Consider the following 18096-nt stretch of genomic DNA (forward strand, 5'->3'; position numbering starts at 1 on the left):
CTAGCTCAAAATGATCGTATCCATTTGAAAAAGTTTGCCTCGTAATTTCAAAGTAAGTTGATGAACAATAGTAAAATCTTCTGCTAAAAAATCCGTATGATAATCTACTAATTTCTCCCCTTCATAACCGTGCATTTCTCTTGCTGCCTTCGATTCGACTTCCAGTAATTTTGGATGAGTTGGACGGAGCCGTTGAAGGAGTGCTTCATATTTCTTTAAAGAAGTTGGTTTGGTTCGTGAGTTTAGTTTCATATTTTTCTCCTTTTTAAAGCTACTGTAGCATGGCTTGGGGAATGAAGCGAAAAGCCAATAATTGAATTTAGATGCTATGTTGATGCTGAATTTCTAAATTTATTTGTAAGTTTGTCACTATCTTTTAAGTAAGCAGAAGTTCTTTTTAATTATTCTAAATTTCTTTCTAAATCTTTTTTTGGTATGTGCTATAATCTATTAAATACAAGGAGGTGAGGGGTGTGGAAAAGGAAGAGCAAATAATAGAAATGCTGAACAAAATAATGACTAGTTTGGAGGATACAGAAGAGCAGTTGGGGCAGTGTGAAGAAGAAAAGATGATTGGTTTTCAGTCCGCATCTTCTGCTGAAACAGAGGTTTTGCGGGAGGAGGTTTGGAAAATGAAAGTAGATATTCAGCGCATCAAAAACACATTAGGAATAAATAGCTTCTAGTTAATAAACTCACACATAAAAGCACCACGATAGTTAATTAAAATCCACATAGCAAAAGGATGGGCAAAACCCCCCATCCTTTTCAAACACTTACTGGCATATAAGAGAGCAGCCACCCCATTTGAGACAGCATCCGCCTCATATGAGAGACCTAGCCTGCCATTTGAGACAGCACACGCTCCATATGAGAGACTCACCCTGCCATTTGAGAGAGCACCTGCCTCATATGAGAGACTCACCCTGCCATTTGAGAGAGCCTCCACCCCATATGAGAGACCCTGCCTGCCATTTGAGACAGCCCTAGCCCCGCTCCACATGAGAAAGCTATCCTTTCCGCCTATCAATCATCCCTCTCACCACATCCGGGTTCGTTCCGCCTGTCACTTTACGGCGTTGGACAAAATAATAGGGATCAGTGATTTGCTGCCAGTCTTGCTCCGTCAATGTTACATCCTCCAGCCACTTATTTAGTTCGGCAACTGGTATTTCATATAACTCCTTACCTTGCTTATCCGCCATTTTGGCGATGACGCTCGCTTTATGATGTGCTTTGCGAAAAGAGACTCCATAATCGCGGGCGAGCACGTCGGCAAGCTCGGTGATTGTAATCATGTTTTCTCTTGCCTGCTGGTAGGCGCGATCTTTATTGAAGTCCATCGTAACTACAACTGCGCGCATGAGCTTCAGCACTCGCAATGCTTTCTTGAAGCCTGCATAAAGGTGTGGCTGCAAGTCATCCTCTGTGTCATTAATGTCGCCATATGGTGTGTTATGGATCATATGCACAACAGCCATACCTTCTGCCGCGGCACTGCTGGCGATGGCGCGCGAATGCTCAATGGATACGGGGTTACGCTTTTGTGGCATGATGCTGCTTATTTGTACATAGGCATCTGATACCTTAAGCAACCCTACTTCCTTTGAGGTCATTCGCAGGAATTCCTGTAACCAGCGTCCCATATTTGTCATGAGACTGATCAGTGCCTGGGCCGCTTCGATTAAGTAGTCGCCTGCACCAATGGCGTCATAGGAGTTTTCGATTAATCCTTCAAAGCCGAGCAGCTCCACCATGCGTTCCCTGTTAATTGGGAAGCCGGAGGTGGTGATGGCTGCTGCGCCCATTGGTGATTGATTGACTGTTTTTCGTGCTTGCTTCAAGCGATCGATATCCCGCTGCAAGCTATCATAAATGGCGACCAAATAGTGGCCGAATGTCGTTGGCTGGGCTGGCTGTGTATGGGTATGTGCAGGCATAATGGATTCTACATGATTCTCTGCCTGATACAAAATGGCCTCAGCCAGCTTTTCTGCAGCTTCTGTTGTTTCCTGTAAATAATCACGCAGAACGATACGGTACATGCCTTCACCCATGTCATTTCTGCTTTTGGCAATATGCATTTTTCCTGCTAGTTCGTCGCCAATTAATGTTCCAATTTGAGATTCGACTAGGAAAAACAGGTCCTCATAGGAAGAAGAATATTCGATATCCGCCTTTTCCATCTTTTCTACCTCGGCAACGCCTTCCAAAATTTTTGCTGCCTCATCCGCACTTAGAATGCCTTGTTCTGCAAGCATAGTTGTATGTGCTTTATGGATGTGAAACATCGCATCAAATAGATGTTCTTTTTGGTCGTAAAAAACCGGCTTCAGCAGTTCATCCATAAATGTCTTTCCGGGAAAAACAACACCGTCTGTTTTCTCAAATTGTTCCTTTAATGTATGCAATAGTAGCACCTCAACATTTTTTGATTATCATTGATTGTTTCACTTTCCATTTTTCCGTTTTAACTTCACAAGTTATTCGAAACGTCTAAATTTAATCCTACAAATCAATAATTAACTCTCGAAACTTCTATTCATCCACAACAATCCTACAACGTATTCTCCGACTTAACCCCAAAGAAGCGATAGGCGATAAACATGACGATCGCGATCAACCCAACTTGAATCATGCCATAAGCTGCTGCCTGCCCCATGTTGAACATGCGGAGCTGGTTCATAATTTCAATCGAGATCGGTCTGTTGCTTAATGTATATAGCAACACCGATGTAGGAAATTCGCCGACTGCTTGCACAAATGTCAGCAATGTTCCGCTTAGTACGCCTGGCATAATGATTGGGATAACGACACGTCGGAAGGTGTAGAACCATTTTGCGCCAAGATTTTGTGCTGCTTCTTCCAAGGAATCATCCATTTGCTCCAATACGGCAGTTGTTGAACGGACTACCAGTGGGATAAACCGCACAAAGTAAGCAAGTGGCAGGATCCAGAACGTACCGACCAAGATCTGTCCAAAAGAAAATGGGGATGGCTTGTTGAATGCCAAAATCAAATTCATTCCGACAACGGTTGCTGGTAATGCCCATGGAATCATAACGAGAATATCGAGTAAGTTTTTCCCGATAAAGCTTCGTTTTACGAGTGCGTAGGATGTAATAATTCCAAAGATGAATACACCGATACAGGCTAGGCACGTCATAATTAAACTGTTTCTAACCGGATCCCAAATGTTCGGATCCTCAAATAATAATCGGAAATTCTCCAGGCTGAATGCTGTTGGATATGTCTGCCATGTCCATGCACCTTCTGGAACTAATGACAGAATAAGCAAGGTCGCATGTGGCAAGAGTAAAACAATCATTGCAACAATTCCAAGTGTTACCATCACACCTTTTAGAACTGGATTGTTTACTTCACTGCGGTGTGCGCCAATCCCCTTACTCGCCATCCGGTAATCCTTCCTGCTTTGATACCAACGCATGAATAATAGGAAGGAAATCGAAACAACGGATAGAATAACGGATTGGGTTGCAGCCATCTCCAGATCACCGTTAATTTTTGAAAAGTAAATTTGTAAGCTTAAGACCCGGAATCCGCCCGCCAATAAAAACGGGGCACTAAAGGAAGCCATGGATACCATGAAGACCAATAGAGATGCAGCAACAAGTCCTGGTGTTAATAATGGGAATGTCACTTTCCAAAATACCTTGAATTTACTTGATCCTAAATTGTAGGCCGCTTCCTCCAAGGAAGGATCAATATTATTTAATGCAGATGATGTCGTCATATAAAAATACGGGTACATCGTATATGCATGCACAAGCAAAATTCCTGAGATGCCGCCAATGCTGAACGGAACCTCTGATAAATTGAACAGATCCTTAATAGCATTCGGCACGAGGCCTGCTTCTCCGTATAAAAACATGAATGCCATAACCCCAACTAATGATGGAAGAACAATTGGCATAATCGCAATATTGGAGAAAAACTGCCGGCCGGGAAAGTCATACCTGTTAAAAATATAAGCTAGCGGAATACCTATTAATGCACTAAAGAAGACTGACAACAACGAAATATAGACAGAGTTCCATAATGCTTCAAAGTTCGCTGCTGATTTCTCTCCAAAGAAGTCATTATAATTTTCCATGGAGAAGACGCCTTTTTGTTTAAAGCTTTCTACAATCGTAGCAATCGATGGATATAACACGTAACCAACAAGAATTAAAACAACGGGGATGAGTAAAAGTATCGTTTTTCTTTTTTCAGCATTTAACATTTATTTATCACCCTTTGCCTCGGGGATGACGCGAATATGATTCTCTGGCAGATAGGCATATACCTGTGTGCCTTCTTTAAAATACGTGCTCGGTCCCCGGTTTAACGCTGTTGTTTTAATTGTTACGCTCTCATTGATTTTCACAAAGGTATGTACCGACTCACCAGTAAACTGGACAAGCTGTACGGTACCGGTAAACACATTCTCTGCTTGTATTGGCGTTTCAGAAATCTCTACTGCCTCTGGACGTATGGACATATACAAGTCATCGGTATCATTGTAGTCTGCAATGTTTAAGTCTGTATGCGCTACATGTACCGTTTGTTCCAAGTCCTTACTGGAAAAAGTAAATATTTCTCCCTCCTGCTTTTCACGTTCCACAGGTAGTAGATTTGTTTCACCAATAAACTCAGCAACAAAATCATTCACTGGTTTATTATAAATTTCTGTTGGTGTGCCAACCTGCTGACATTCACCTAAATTAAATACGGCGATCCGGTCGCTCATCGTTAAAGCCTCTACCTGATCATGTGTTACATAAATAGTTGTAATGCCATATTCCCGCTGTAGCCGCAGTATTTCTGTACGCATTTCATCTCTTAATCTAGCATCCAGATTACTTAAAGGCTCATCGAGTAAGAGAATATCCGGTTCAATTACAAGTGCGCGGGCCAAGGCCACCCGTTGCTGCTGGCCACCACTTAACTGACTTACCTGGCGATCAATAAATTGCTCCAGGCGCACTTTTTTCAAAACATCCTCCACACGGCGCTTTACTTCTGTTTTGTTTATCTTTCTAACCTTTAGTCCAAAGGCAACGTTTTCAAAAACAGTCATATGTGGGAACAAGGCATAGTTCTGAAAAACCATGCCTGTATTCCTTTTTTCCGGCGAAACAGAGGTCATGTCCCGCTCGTTAAATTTCACTTTTCCTTTAGTTGGGAAATAAAAGCCAGCAATCATTCGGAGGGTTGTTGTTTTTCCACATCCACTTGGACCTAAAAATGTAAAGAATTCTCCTTCTTTAATGACCAAATCCAACCCCTTGACCGCTGTTACGTTCCCAAATTGCTTTGTAATCTCTGACAAGTTTACTGTTGACATGAAAAAACAACTCCTCTTTCTAAAAAACCTAGCTTGATTTATTTATTCTTCTTCACTTTTATCTTTCTCTGTGTTTTTAATTTTGTTATCCCAATGCTCCATCCATTCTTCTGACTTCTCCTGGAAAAGAGCCCAATCGATATCCATTGGATTAATTTCTGTTTCCGTAATCCATTCTGGCAGATCCTCTACATCTTCTCTTGTCGGAATGCGGTAATATTTCTCAGCCAACAGCTTTGCTGCTTCAGGTGTATTTACAAACTCATAAAATGCTTCAGCTGCTTTTGGATGTGGTGCATCGTTAATAATTGCGATCCCTTCCGTCAATACAGGGGTACCGCTTTCTGGAATTACGTAATCAAACGGGTAGCCTTTTTCCTCAGCTAGCATAACAGTATCCGGCATGTTCCAAACAGATAGGGAGCCAACACCTTTAGCAACCTGGTTATACATAATTTCCGGGTTAGCAGAGTATTCCTTCGTATTTTCATCTAGTTTCTGTAACCACTCATAACCTTCCTGTGGATCCTGTGTATCCTTATATGTTCTGTAAATCATTGCAGAATAGATGGTTCTCATCGTACCGGAAGCAAGTGGGTAGCGAATGATTAGTTCATCCTCCCATTTCGGATCAAGCAGGTCATCCCAATCCTTTGGTGCTTCTTCTTTAGAAATTTCCTTTGAATTATACAAAATAACTTCTGGTGTCATGGATGTTCCAGACCACATCCAGTCTTCATCATGGTACATCTCATCCAATGCATCGGCATAGGAAGGCTTATATTCTTTTAAAAGCTCTTCATCTTTTGCCTGGTCAAAGTTCACTTGAGGTGCACCCCACCAAACATCTGCTTGTGTATTATTTTTTTCTGAGCGCACACGATCTAAAATCTCCTGTGAACCCATGTCCAAGAACTCCATTTTGATGCCATACTCTTCTTCAAATTGCTTTTGAAAATCACTTAAAATATCTTTACCGTGCGGGGAATAGACGACAACTTTTTCTTCCAAATCTTCATTGGAAGCAGAAGAACCTTCGCCTCCCCCATCACTTTTCTCCTCACTGCTTTCATCACTGCCACCAGCCATACAGCCTGTGAGCAGCAATCCTAAAAGAACGATGAATAAAAACATACTTAGCTTTTTCACTTGATTAACCCCTCTCAATTTAAATTTCAAACAATCCTTCAAACTCGTTTAAAAATAATGCTACTGAACCAATGACTCCCGCTTCTTTGCCAAAAGATGTTCGTACTACTTCACATTGCTGTGGAGCGTACCGATTCATGATGTCCATCACTTTCTTGTGTATAAGGGAAAATGATCCGCTGACACCACCTCCTAAAATAATGATTTCCGGATCAAATAACGAAACATAATTACTGATCCCGATTGCTAAATGCTCCAGTGCTTGATCAATGACCTCCACTGCTGCTTCATCGCCTTCGTTATAAAGCTCAAACGCTTGCTTAGCACTCAATTCCTTACCCATTTTTTTGGATACCTGCATACTGATCGAAGAACCACTCGAGACACTTTCTAAAAATCCATATCCCTTATGTACCGGATGGTATGCTTTTGCATATTCTTTATCTGTCACGAGATAGCCAATTTCACCTGCACTGTAATTTGCGCCACGGTATAAATTGCCATTAATCATGATCCCGCTTCCGACTCCTGTACCAATTGCGACATAAACGAGATTTTCTTTGTTTTTACCAATGCCAATCCAATGTTCGCCAAGTACATTGATGTTCACATCATTATCTACATGGATAGGCAGCTGAAAGGTCTTTTCCAGCTCTGCAACAATTGGGAAACGCTTCCATTTAAGTGCTGGTGCCTCTACAACAATTCCTTCTTTTATATTGGTGACACCAGGGATTCCTGCCCCAATTCCAAGGATCTTTGAATCATCAATTCTGAGCTGATCCTTCATCGAATCAACATTTCGTTTCATTTCTTCAAATAAGTTATGCTCCAAATGCTGTTGTGTGGGGAATTCGCGGAATGCACAGACATGCCCGTTTAAATCGGTAATTCCCATTCCTACATTGGTGCCTCCAATATCGATCCCGACAATATAGGACCGTTTCGCATTAAATGTTAAATTAACCGGCTTTCTTCCTCCTTCCCTTGAAGCTGATCCATTTCCTGTTTCAATTAGCCATTGATCCTCTAATAAATCATTTACTAATGTGGAAATCGTTGGTTTACTTAATGATAGTTTTTTCGCTATAGCAGCTCTGGATATAGCATCCTCTTCCATCACACATTTGAGGATAAGTCGCTTGTTCATCGTTTTTATGTAGGCTGCATTTCCTTTCTGCATTGGACAGGCTCCTTAAACTTTATATTAATTCTCTTGTTTTTATGAGAATTGTAGGTTAGTAAAGTTTACTTACTAATTAGATTGTTACCAAGATTATAAATGAAAGCGTTATTATTGTAAAGAGGATTTAGAAAATTTATTTTTTTACTATATATCTGATTTATATGCTGGCTTCTGATTTTCACGCCTTTAATTTTAAATAACAAAAAATATAGTATTTTTGGACTATTTACACAAATAGGGTGTATTGATAGTATGTTTGCTGAATAGGCTTTTCACTTTAAGTTGGTTAGTTATGTTTACTAACTGAGTGAAGCTATTTAAAAATAATGAAAGGGGTTACAAAATGAAGAAGTTTTCTTATTTATTTTTAATTGCAGTATTGGTTATCTCCCTGCTCCCAATTACTGGTGCTGCAAAGGACAAGACCAAGCATGACGAGGAATTATGGAATGTCGTTAAACCTCTGAGCACGACAGTTACTTTTCTAAACACCGGAGCACATCCGGATGATGAGCGAAGTGACTTACTTGCATACCTTTCGAGAGGACTCGGTGTTAAAACTTCAAGCCTGATCGCTAACCGCGGGGAAGGCGGTCAAAATGAAATTGGCAGTGAATTAGGTAACGCACTTGGAATTATCCGTTCAAATGAAATGATTGAAGCAGCAAAGATAACTGGGGTAAAAGCATATCATTTAAGTGAAACTACCTTTGATCCGATTTATGACTTCGGTTTTTCCAAATCCCCTGAAGAAACATTGGAAAAATGGGGCGAAGAGGTAACATATGAACGCTTAATCCGTTTTATTCGCACATATCAACCGGATGTGGTTATGCCATCATTCCGTAATGTCGATACACAGCATGGCCATCATCGGGCAATGACTGTTTTGAGTGGCAGAGCTTTTGAAGATGCTGCAGATCCTTCCGTTTTTCCGGAGCAATTAGAAGAAGGCCTATCAACATGGCAAGTGAAAAAGCTCTATTTGCCAGCAGCGTCCGAGGATGAAGCAACTACTTCACTCGAAATTGGCGACTATGATCCTGTCTATGGTATGTCCTATCCACAGCTTGGCGAGAAATCAAGGTATATGCATAAAAGCCAAGGGATGGGGAATGACGTACCAGTTGAACCTAGACAATTTCACTTCGAGCTATGGAAAGAAGCCGTTTCATCAAATGAAGAAGCTTTATTCGCCGGAATCCCCTATGACCTTGATGCTTGGGCGGACAAGGTTTCCGAGAAAAATTTAAGCGTGAAGCTGGAAAAATTACAAAAGGACTTAGATCAAATTATAGAGCTCTATCCAGATCGCAAAGCCATCCTCTCCCCTTCCCAGAAGGCGTTAAAGGATGTTCGTAAACTAAGAGAAAAAGTAGAAAACAGCAGCATGGATAAAGATTTGAAAAATGATCTTTTACACAAACTGGAATTAAAAGAAGCACAACTACAGGAAGCCAGCTTTGTCGCTTCCAGTTTAGATGTGGAGATAACTGCAGATTCATCTGTAGTTACAAGAGATGAAGATGTGTCAGTAAAAATGACAATTACAAATAATGGTAATCAGATAATTAAGCATGTGAACGCAGGCATTAATGCTCCCGAGGAATGGGATTTTGATGAGAATGAAGAGATCGGTAAGTTAAAACCAAATGAATCGAAAACAGTGGAATTTGAAGGAGAAGTACCAGAAGAAGCAGACTATACACACCCATATGACGATTCAGTAATCCAACCACAAATTAGTTTTAAAGAAAAAGGCGCCGAAACTACCCATGTTGTTGATTTGGAGCAGCCACTATCTGTACTTCCTGAGTTAAGTGTCACAACAGATCCGGAAAACGTGATGGTTAACACGGTTGACATTCAAGAAAACATCCCTGTTACGGTGAAAGTAAAAAATTATAAAGCGGATGATAACGAAGCAGATGTTTCTTTGAATTTGCCGGATGGATGGACAAGTGAACCTGTACAGCAAGAAGTGGAATTTGAAAAAGAAGGAGAAGAACAGCAAGTCACTTTTCACGTAACACCACCTGCTGATGTGAAAGAAGGAGATTTCTCTATTAGCGCTATCGCTGAAGCAGATGATGAGATTTTTGATACAACAATCCAGGAAATTAGCTATGAGCACATTAATGATACCTATTATTTATACCCATCAAGCATCGATGGAGTTGCATTTGAACTGGTAAAACCGGACAACATGAAAATCGGTTATGTAGAAAGTGGTTTTGATACTGTTGCAGATGCATTAGTAAATGCCGGATTTGATGTAACGAAATTGACTGAACAGGACTTAGCTTCAGGAGACCTAAGTCAATATGACACAATTGTTACTGGCATCCGAGCACGCCTGGCAAGAGAAGACCTCATTGAACATAATGATCGCCTGCTGGAATATGCTGAAAATGGCGGCCATGTTGTTGTGCAATATCACAAACCATGGGATAACTGGGATAGTAACACAACAGCCCCATACCCACTGGAAATCGGACAGCCTTCAATCAAATGGCGTGTCACCGATGAAACAGCTCCGGTAACTATGCTACAGCCGGAACATAAATTATTTAACTACCCAAATAAGATTACCGACAAAGACTGGGATAACTGGGTCCAGGAACGCGGCTTATATTACCCGATGAATTGGGATGACCGCTACGAAACCTTCGTCTCCATGGCAGACCCAAATGAAGATCCATTTACAGGCGGTATCTTAATGGCAGAATATGGCGAGGGAACCTATCTCTATACCAACCTCGTATTCTACCGCCAAATCAACAACCAGGTCCCTGGCGGCTATCGCATCTTCACAAACCTATTAAGCTATGGCATGGAAAATTAATAGCTTGAAGCAAAACAAGCAGATCCTTGGAGGATCTGCTTGTTTGTTGTGTGGTGTTTGGCGGGGGCTGGCCGAGACTCGTGTGCTGCTTACCGCGACTGGTGGGGCGCTGGCCAAGACTCGCCGGCCATGTACCTCGACTGGTGGGGCGCTGACCGAGACTCTCTTGACATGTACCGCGACTGCTCACCCTCCAAACGAGACTCATTGGCCACGTACCGCAACTGCTCATGCCATATGAGAGAGCGCGGGCTTCATTTGAGACAGCAACCACCTCATTTGAGAGAACCAGCCTCACATTTGAGACTGCACCCACTCCATATGAGAGACTCAGCCTCACATTTGAGACAGCACACGCTCCATTTGAGAGACCACCTGACCCATTTGAGACAGCACCCACCTCATTTGAGAGAACCAGCCTCCCATTTGAGACAGCACCCACCTCATTTGAGAGACCTAGCCTCCCATTTGAGACAGCACACGCATCATATGAGAGACCTAGCCTGCCATATGAAACAGCCACACATCAAACTCCCTCAAATAATTCCACCAACAGCAAGGAAACTGCCCCTAGCAATGTTGCGTCTTCTCCCAAGGAGGTGACCACCACGTCTGTGTGTTTGGCATCAGGAGTCAACGCGCGCTGGTCGATGGTTTTTCGGATACTAGGTAATAAAAATTCCGTGCTGTTCATGACCCCGCCGCCAAGCACGACTTTTTTCGGGTTTACGAGGTGGATCAGGTTTGTCAGTCCAACCCCGATATATACACCTGTTTCTACAAGAATTTCTTCATACATCTTGTTTCCCGCCTTAGCTTGTGCATACACACTCTCGCCTGTCAGCTTAACTGCCTCATCCTTTTTGAAGGCTTCGCTCGCTTGCAACAGTTCCTGCGCCCGAGCTGCGATTGCTGATCCGGTAGCGAAGGTTTGCAGACAGCCACGGTTTCCACATTCGCATTGTTTTCCATTCATATCAATGGTCATATGCCCGATTTCTCCGGCAATGTCCTGTGCTCCATGGTACAGCTTGCCTTCCACTACAATCCCAGCGCCGACGCCTCGGCCCAAATTGACGGCGACCATGCTGTCGATTTCGCCATGTCCGCCAAACCAAGCTTCACCAAGCGCCATTGCCCGCGCGTCATTTTCTACTTTAATCACAACATTGAATTCTTTTTCCAGTTCCTCTTTGATCGGAATATTCGTTAATCCGAGGTTGGGGGCGAATAACGATGTACCTGTTTGCACATCTACCATCCCATGCATAGCAACACCGATCCCCAATATTTCTGCACCATTTGTAGGAGCTTCCTCCATAATGGAGCGAATACATTTTTTCAAATGACTCAAAAAGGTTTCGTTCGTTAATGATGCCTCAAGCTGACTGCTACTCCGTGTAAGTACACTCCCTGAAAGGTCAGCAACGATCGCATCGATTTTGTCCGGCCCTGCATCTACACCAATAATATAAAAGGCAGTCTTATTTATATGCAGCATGGTCGGTCTCCTGCCGCCCATCGACTGTCCACTATCACTTTCTATCACCAGCCCCTGCTCCATGAGTTCCTTCACAATACTGCTGACAGTTGGCGGGGTAAGCTTAGTATCCTTGGCAATTTGCGCCCGGGAAATTGGTTCAGCTGTTCTGATTTTATTTAAAATAATTGATTTATTAACAGATTTCATTAACTGAAAAGTTCCACGTTGCATCGCTTTTCCTCCGATTTTTAAAATTTATATCAAGCAGCAATACTAGAAAAACAAAGTTGCTGGGCACTATACTAAAATTTATTTGAGAGACACCAGGCGCTATATGAGAGAGCAGCCACCTCATTTGAGACAACCTCCTCGAATTTGAGAGACAACTGCACCCATATGAGAGACAACTCTATAATTTGAGAGAGCATCCACCTCATTTGAGACAACCTGCTCGAATTTGAGAGACGCAAGCACCCATATGAGAAACATTATCCAAATATGAGACACGCCCACTCCATTTGAGAGAGCAACCGCCCCATACTAAAACCACAATAAATCCAAAGTTACCGAGCCCGTGCCGCTTTTCTTGCAGCTCTTCCCTTATAATTTACCGCAATAATTCCTACTGCCACAAGGAATAGCGCGCCAATAATAAACAGATTCAATCGCTCACCAGGCACAAACATGGCAGATAAAATGGCTCCCGAAACCGGGGTGATGAATTTGAACATGCTGATCTCACCAGCTTTGTTAAATTTTAAAATAGAGTACCACAGGGCAAACGCCGCCGCTGACAGTAAGGCAGAATAAATTAATAAGCCATAGCCAAGCGGAGTAAAAGTGATTGCACCTTCATCTAATCGTGGCAAACCGATCACTAGTAGCAGTGCTGCACCAATGGTTAATTGCCAGCCTGTCAACGCAAACGGGTGAATCCCCACTGCGAGTTCTTTTGCCATAATGGTTCCAATTGCCCCGGTCAATGCTGCCAAAATCATATAGCCTTCACCAGTCAGCTGAAAGCTTAATTGCAGTTCAGATCCCCAGTTGGCGACAATTACGCCACCAAACCCAGCAACAAGGCCGATTGCTTTTTTCCAATTCAAACGATCATTATGATAGAAAAAATGCGCTAAAATTACAGTGAAAAAAGTTCCGCTTGAAACGAGAATTGCTCCCTGCATGCCGGATACTTTTCCTAGCCCATTATAGAAAAAATAATATTGCAATGCGGTTTGGATAATGCCAAACAGCACTAAAAACATAAACTGGCGTTTTGTAACCAAAAGACGTCTCCAGTTAACAAAAAGCATACCAATAAGTAAAATTAATCCAGCCATTAGAAAACGCCATCCAGCAAAAACGATTTTGGCAATCGTATCATTTGGCGCCATTTGCAATTCATCATAGCTTACTTTTAAAACAGGGAAAGCACTCCCCCACAATATTGCACAAAAAATGGCGATGCTCACGACAACCCATTTCTTTTTAAGTATACCATCCACTTCAAGTCATCTCCTACATTGATTCTAAACAATACCTACCATTATAACGCAAGAGATTGTTGCCGGTCAGGTTTGACAACTTGAAAACTTTTGGAAATAGATGTGGCTGGGGGTGATTGGTTAGGTGAGCGGCTTTTGGGAGGGTGACGCTGGGGTCGCGTGTTTCTTATTTGGGCTAGGAGTTCTCTCATATGAGGCGGGGTTCTCTCATTTGAACCAGGATGCCTCTCATATTAGCCCGAGTTCTCTCATTTGAACCAGGATGCCTCTCATATTAGACCGGGCTCTCTCATCTGAACCTTACTGTCTCTCATATTAGACCGGGCTCTCTCACCTGAGCCTTGCTGCCTCTCATATTAGCCCGGGCTCTCTCATTTGAACATTGCTGCCTCTCATATTAGCCCGGGCTCTCTCATCTGAACCTTGCTGTCTCTCATATCAAGCTGAGCCCTCTCATTTGAGCCACCCCGTCTCTCATATCAGCCGCTGCCCTCTCATATGAGCCTTGCCGTCTCTCATTTGGCAGGATTTCCTCTCATCTCAGCCTTGCCCTCTCGTACCAATCCCACACCCACTCAAATCAACTCTCCCCCCAATCACAAAAGGGATTTGCCCTTCCATCCGGCAAATCCCCCCTCTTCTTCCTTAACAAACTATATTACTGTGCAATCCCTAACGGTGAGAAGATCACATAGATGATGACCATAATAGCGACTGCGCCCAGGCCTACTGGGTAAGCGAGTTTCCATGGTTTTAGGTCAACTGCTTTTTTATCCTCCAGCACAAATGCAGTGTCGCGGGGCTTGATTTTGCCCATGATTAACATGAATGCGGAGCAAAGCACGAACAGGATGGCGAGTATGTGCAAGTAATGTACGCCTGTATCCCAGAACAATTGCGTGATTGCATATACAATAATGAATGCGCCAAGTGCAATTTTTGCAGCAATTGCCGGTACACGTTTTGTTGTATAACCAATAATTAATATGGTGAAAATCGGTACATTATAAAACCCATTTACCATTTGGAAATATTGGAAGAAGCCTTGTGGCATTAAATCAATCAATGGTGCCATACACATCGCAAAGATAGCAATAAATGTTCCGAACACCTTACCACGGCGAATAAGTACACGGTCTGTAATGTTTGGCTTCACATAAGGTTTATACACGTTTAACATAAATAAAGTAATCGTTGAGTTAAGCCCGGAATTAAATGATGACAGAATTGCCCCAAATAATACGGCAGCGAAAAGTCCGACAAGCGGAAGTGGCAGCACATGATTCACTAACGCTGAATATGCATTGATCGGGTCGAGTTTATCGCCGAGCAGGTTAAATGCAATAATTCCTGGTAAAACCAAAATAACTGGTCCAATCATTTTTAAGAATGCAGCGATTAATAGTCCCTTTTGGCCTTCCTTCAAGTTTTTCGCAGCAATGGCACGTTGCATAATATGCTGCGCAGTTCCCCAATAAAATAGGTTAACTAAAAGTAAGCCGGTAAACATCGTTGAAAATGGCAATGGTTCTTTTTCTCCGCCAATTGCATTCAATTTTTCGGGTGTGTTTTCCACAATCGTTTGAAATCCGGCAATTGGTGAACCATCACCTAAAAATGCCAAGCCTAATACCGGAATGAGCAGCCCACCAAATAATAAACCAATTCCATTAATGGTGTCAGATACAGCGACCGCTTTCAATCCACCGAAAATTGCATAAATGGAACCGACAATGCCGATTGCCCAAACAGTAATCCAAAGTGCAGCAGTATCGCCAACACCGAACATATCCTGAACATGGAACATTTCACGTAAAGCGACAGCCCCAGTGTACAAGATTGGTGGCATTAAGTTTAGTATGTATCCAAATAAAAATAAGATCGTAACGAATAATTTTACACCTGGATCAAATCGATCCTCCAAAAAGTCCGGAATAGTTGTGATTCCACCTTTTAAATACCTTGGAAGCAAATAAAACGCTACCAAAACAAGTGCTAAAGCAGAGCCAACTTCCCAGCCCATTGATGCAATACTGAATTCATATCCCTCTGCGTTCAAGCCAACAAGCTGTTCTGTGGAGAGGTTTGTCAGCATTAAGGAGCCTGCAATAACCCAGCCAGTCAGACTACGACCACCAAGGAAGTAACCATCCGAAGTAGTCAAATCCTCCTTGCGCGTTTTCACATATGAAATAATTGCAACTAAACCCGTAAAAAATAAAAATGAAGCAATGGTGATAAAAGCCATGTAAGATACCCTCTCTTCTATGATGAAATAAACTATGTTTCTACTAATCCGCTTACATAAAAAGCACTAGACAAATGAAATCGTTATCTTTTTTGCCTATAAACCTTCTTCCTTAATTAATTAAATTAATTAACTTTAAATTATCCTACCATCAACTAAAAGAGACGTCAATCACCTTTTGACGGATTTCCATGTTTTTACGTAGTTCTTTTATACTAATATTTTAAATGTGAAGGGGCTTATCTACTGCTTTTGAGCATCGAATCTCACACTATTCTCCCCTCTCAAAAAACTGCCATCTTCAGGTCACTCAAACTCTCTCCAACAAAAAAAGCCGATCAGTTACGAATCCTGCTCAGCTTTTATACACTTACCACGTCCTATCCTTTACCTTCACTTGCTACCACAAGCTCCATCTCCCCAATTAAACGATAATTCGTTATGCCTGCCGGTAAAATAAAATGGTCCCCTTTTCGTAAGTAATAAGTATTTTCCATAACAAGCTTCCCTTCCCCTGCAATCACACTGCATAAAAGGTAGGACTTTTCCATAGTAAGATCCACTGTCCCCATCACATTCCAATGCTCGACGGTAAAATATTCTCCCTCTATAAATCTTTTTAATTGCAAACCTTCTTTTTGTTGGGAAATGACTTCTTGTGTTGTTTCCATATGGGGAACCTGAGTAACCTTCATCGCTTCATCCAAATGCAGAGGACGTGCTTTTCCATTAGCATCTTTTCTATCATAATCATAGACTCGATACGTAATATCCGAATTTTGCTGGATCTCCAAAATGACAATCCCATTCCCAATCGCGTGCAACGTTCCACTCGGTACATAGAAAAAATCTCCTTGCTTAACTTTTACTTTGCGAAGCAGTTGCTCCCATGCACCGTTTTCCACCATCTCGGAAAATTCCACTATACTTTTTGCATGATGTCCAAGCACAATTTCAGAATTCGGCTCTGCATGCACAACATACCAGCACTCTGTTTTACCGTTCGGCTCACCCGCTTGCTCTCTTGCATCGAAATCATCCGGATGCACCTGGACAGACAGATCGTCATTGGCATCAATCAACTTTACTAAAAGTGGAAAGCCTCCCGAGGGCGAATTTTCCCCAAAAAGCTCGGGATATTCTTGCCATAGCTGCTGTAATGTCTTCCCTTTCCATTGCCCCTTTTTAACTACAGAAGGACCCGTGGAATGGGCAGAAATTGTCCATGCCTCCCCTGTCTTTGTGCTAGGGATTTGGTAATCAAACAATTGGCGTAAACGCTGCCCTCCCCATATACGTTCCTGGAAAAAGGGTTCCAAAAATATGGCGTCGTTTCTCATCGTTCCATCTCCTTGCCCTGCTTCTACTTTTGTAATTGATTTTTGGAAACGTCAAGGCACAGTGCTGCAGCGCCAATAACACCTGCATGCTGAGCCAGACCAGCTGGAACGACCTTCGTCTCCCTCCCGCTTGGATTTAATGCATAGCTGCTGACATATGATTGCACATGCTCGAATAAAGCCTCGCCCACCTGTGTCACGCCACCGCCAATAACAATTTTTTCAGCATCAAATGTGTTAATAAGCGACACACATGCTGCGCCAATTACATCAAAAACGCGCTGAATGAACAGAAATATTTTTGTATTTCCATTAAAATAAAGGTCAAAAATCTCCTTTGCTGTCAGCTCTTCTCCCATAATGGCAGAGCCCCTTTTGGCAATAGCTGTCCCAGAGGCAATCGACTCCAGACAGCCGATTTGACCACATGCACATGGACCAAAGGAAGGATCCATCACCCCATGCCCAATGTCCCCTGCATTGCCTTTGTGACCATGCAGTAATTTTCCATCACAGAAAATCCCTGCACCAATCCCTGTACTGATCGTCAAGTAAATAAAATGATCCTCGCCCTTTGCTGCACCAAGCCATTTTTCCGCAAGCGCCGCAGCATTTGCATCATTTTCTAAAATGATCGGCTTAGAAAAATGGTTCTCCATATAGTCAACAATGGAAATATCCAGCCATGACGGCAAATTGGGTGGACAGTTGATTTCTCCCTTCTTTATGTCAAGGGGACCTGGCGCGCCGATTCCAACGCCAAGAATGGACCCCCAAGTAATTCCACTCCTTGCCACAAGCATCGTTACCTCCTCACAAATCCGCTCCAGCATTCCTTCTGGCTGAATGGACAGGTCCATCGGTATTACGTGATGTGCAAGCATGCTGCCAGCTTCATCCACCACTCCCATAGCTACCTTCGTACCGCCAATATCAATCCCTACAGCATAGCGCATCCTATTTCCCTCCTTTTTTTCTTAAATAAAAACCTGC

General features: G+C 42.5%; 13 protein-coding genes. 2 read left to right on the plus strand and 11 right to left on the minus strand.

Features of this window, described 5'->3' with window-relative positions:
* Nucleotides 1-252, minus strand: a complete 252-nt coding sequence (locus BME96_RS16355) for an NERD domain-containing protein (RefSeq protein WP_071649641.1) — start codon at nucleotides 250-252, stop codon at nucleotides 1-3.
* Between the two features lie 221 nt (nucleotides 253-473).
* Between BME96_RS16355 and BME96_RS16360 the strand changes: the two genes are divergently transcribed.
* Nucleotides 474-686, plus strand: coding sequence for a hypothetical protein (locus tag BME96_RS16360; protein WP_071649642.1), 213 nt, complete (start codon nucleotides 474-476; stop codon nucleotides 684-686).
* A 324-nt stretch (nucleotides 687-1010) separates the two neighbouring features.
* Here BME96_RS16360 and argH read toward each other — a convergent pair whose 3' ends face one another.
* The 5 genes from argH to BME96_RS16390 form a co-directional block, all read right to left on the minus strand.
* Nucleotides 1011-2411, minus strand: coding sequence for an argininosuccinate lyase (gene argH, locus BME96_RS16370; protein ID WP_071649644.1), 1401 nt, complete (start codon nucleotides 2409-2411; stop codon nucleotides 1011-1013).
* A 146-nt stretch (nucleotides 2412-2557) separates the two neighbouring features.
* The gene (locus tag BME96_RS16375; protein WP_071649645.1) at nucleotides 2558-4243 is read right to left on the minus strand and encodes an ABC transporter permease; all 1686 of its coding nucleotides are present in this window, start codon (nucleotides 4241-4243) and stop codon (nucleotides 2558-2560) included.
* Nucleotides 4244-5347, minus strand: coding sequence for an ABC transporter ATP-binding protein (locus BME96_RS16380; protein ID WP_071649646.1), 1104 nt, complete (start codon nucleotides 5345-5347; stop codon nucleotides 4244-4246).
* Between the two features lie 42 nt (nucleotides 5348-5389).
* Entirely contained in the window at nucleotides 5390-6496 is a 1107-nt protein-coding gene (locus BME96_RS16385) for an extracellular solute-binding protein (protein ID WP_231478645.1), read from the minus strand.
* A gap of 19 nt (nucleotides 6497-6515) precedes the next feature.
* Nucleotides 6516-7679, minus strand: coding sequence for an ROK family transcriptional regulator (locus BME96_RS16390; protein ID WP_071649647.1), 1164 nt, complete (start codon nucleotides 7677-7679; stop codon nucleotides 6516-6518).
* Between the two features lie 346 nt (nucleotides 7680-8025).
* On the opposite strand from BME96_RS16390, the gene BME96_RS16395 reads away from it, so the two are divergent.
* Complete coding sequence (locus BME96_RS16395; RefSeq protein ID WP_071649648.1) at nucleotides 8026-10527, plus strand: NEW3 domain-containing protein; 2502 nt, start codon at nucleotides 8026-8028, stop codon at nucleotides 10525-10527.
* A 526-nt stretch (nucleotides 10528-11053) separates the two neighbouring features.
* Here BME96_RS16395 and BME96_RS16405 read toward each other — a convergent pair.
* The 5 genes from BME96_RS16405 to BME96_RS16425 all read right to left on the minus strand — a co-directional run bounded on the left by BME96_RS16405 (nucleotide 11054) and on the right by BME96_RS16425 (nucleotide 18059).
* Nucleotides 11054-12241: an ROK family transcriptional regulator gene (locus BME96_RS16405; RefSeq protein ID WP_071649650.1), complete on the minus strand. Its 1188-nt coding sequence runs from the start codon at nucleotides 12239-12241 to the stop codon at nucleotides 11054-11056.
* Nucleotides 12242-12573: 332 nt separating this feature from the next.
* Nucleotides 12574-13515 carry a DMT family transporter gene (locus tag BME96_RS16410; protein WP_071649651.1) on the minus strand — a complete coding sequence of 314 codons (942 nt, stop codon included), beginning with the start codon at nucleotides 13513-13515 and terminating at the stop codon, nucleotides 12574-12576.
* Nucleotides 13516-14173: 658 nt separating this feature from the next.
* Nucleotides 14174-15763, minus strand: a complete 1590-nt coding sequence (locus tag BME96_RS16415; RefSeq protein WP_071649652.1) for a solute:sodium symporter family transporter — start codon at nucleotides 15761-15763, stop codon at nucleotides 14174-14176.
* A gap of 380 nt (nucleotides 15764-16143) precedes the next feature.
* Nucleotides 16144-17103, minus strand: a complete 960-nt coding sequence (gene manA / locus BME96_RS16420; protein WP_071649653.1) for a mannose-6-phosphate isomerase, class I — start codon at nucleotides 17101-17103, stop codon at nucleotides 16144-16146.
* Nucleotides 17104-17126: 23 nt separating this feature from the next.
* Complete coding sequence (locus BME96_RS16425; RefSeq protein WP_071649654.1) at nucleotides 17127-18059, minus strand: ROK family protein; 933 nt, start codon at nucleotides 18057-18059, stop codon at nucleotides 17127-17129.
* Nucleotides 18060-18096: the final 37 nt, after the last annotated feature.

The sequence above is a fragment of the Virgibacillus halodenitrificans genome (assembly GCF_001878675.1).
GTDB lineage: Bacteria > Bacillota > Bacilli > Bacillales > Amphibacillaceae > Virgibacillus_Q > Virgibacillus_Q halodenitrificans.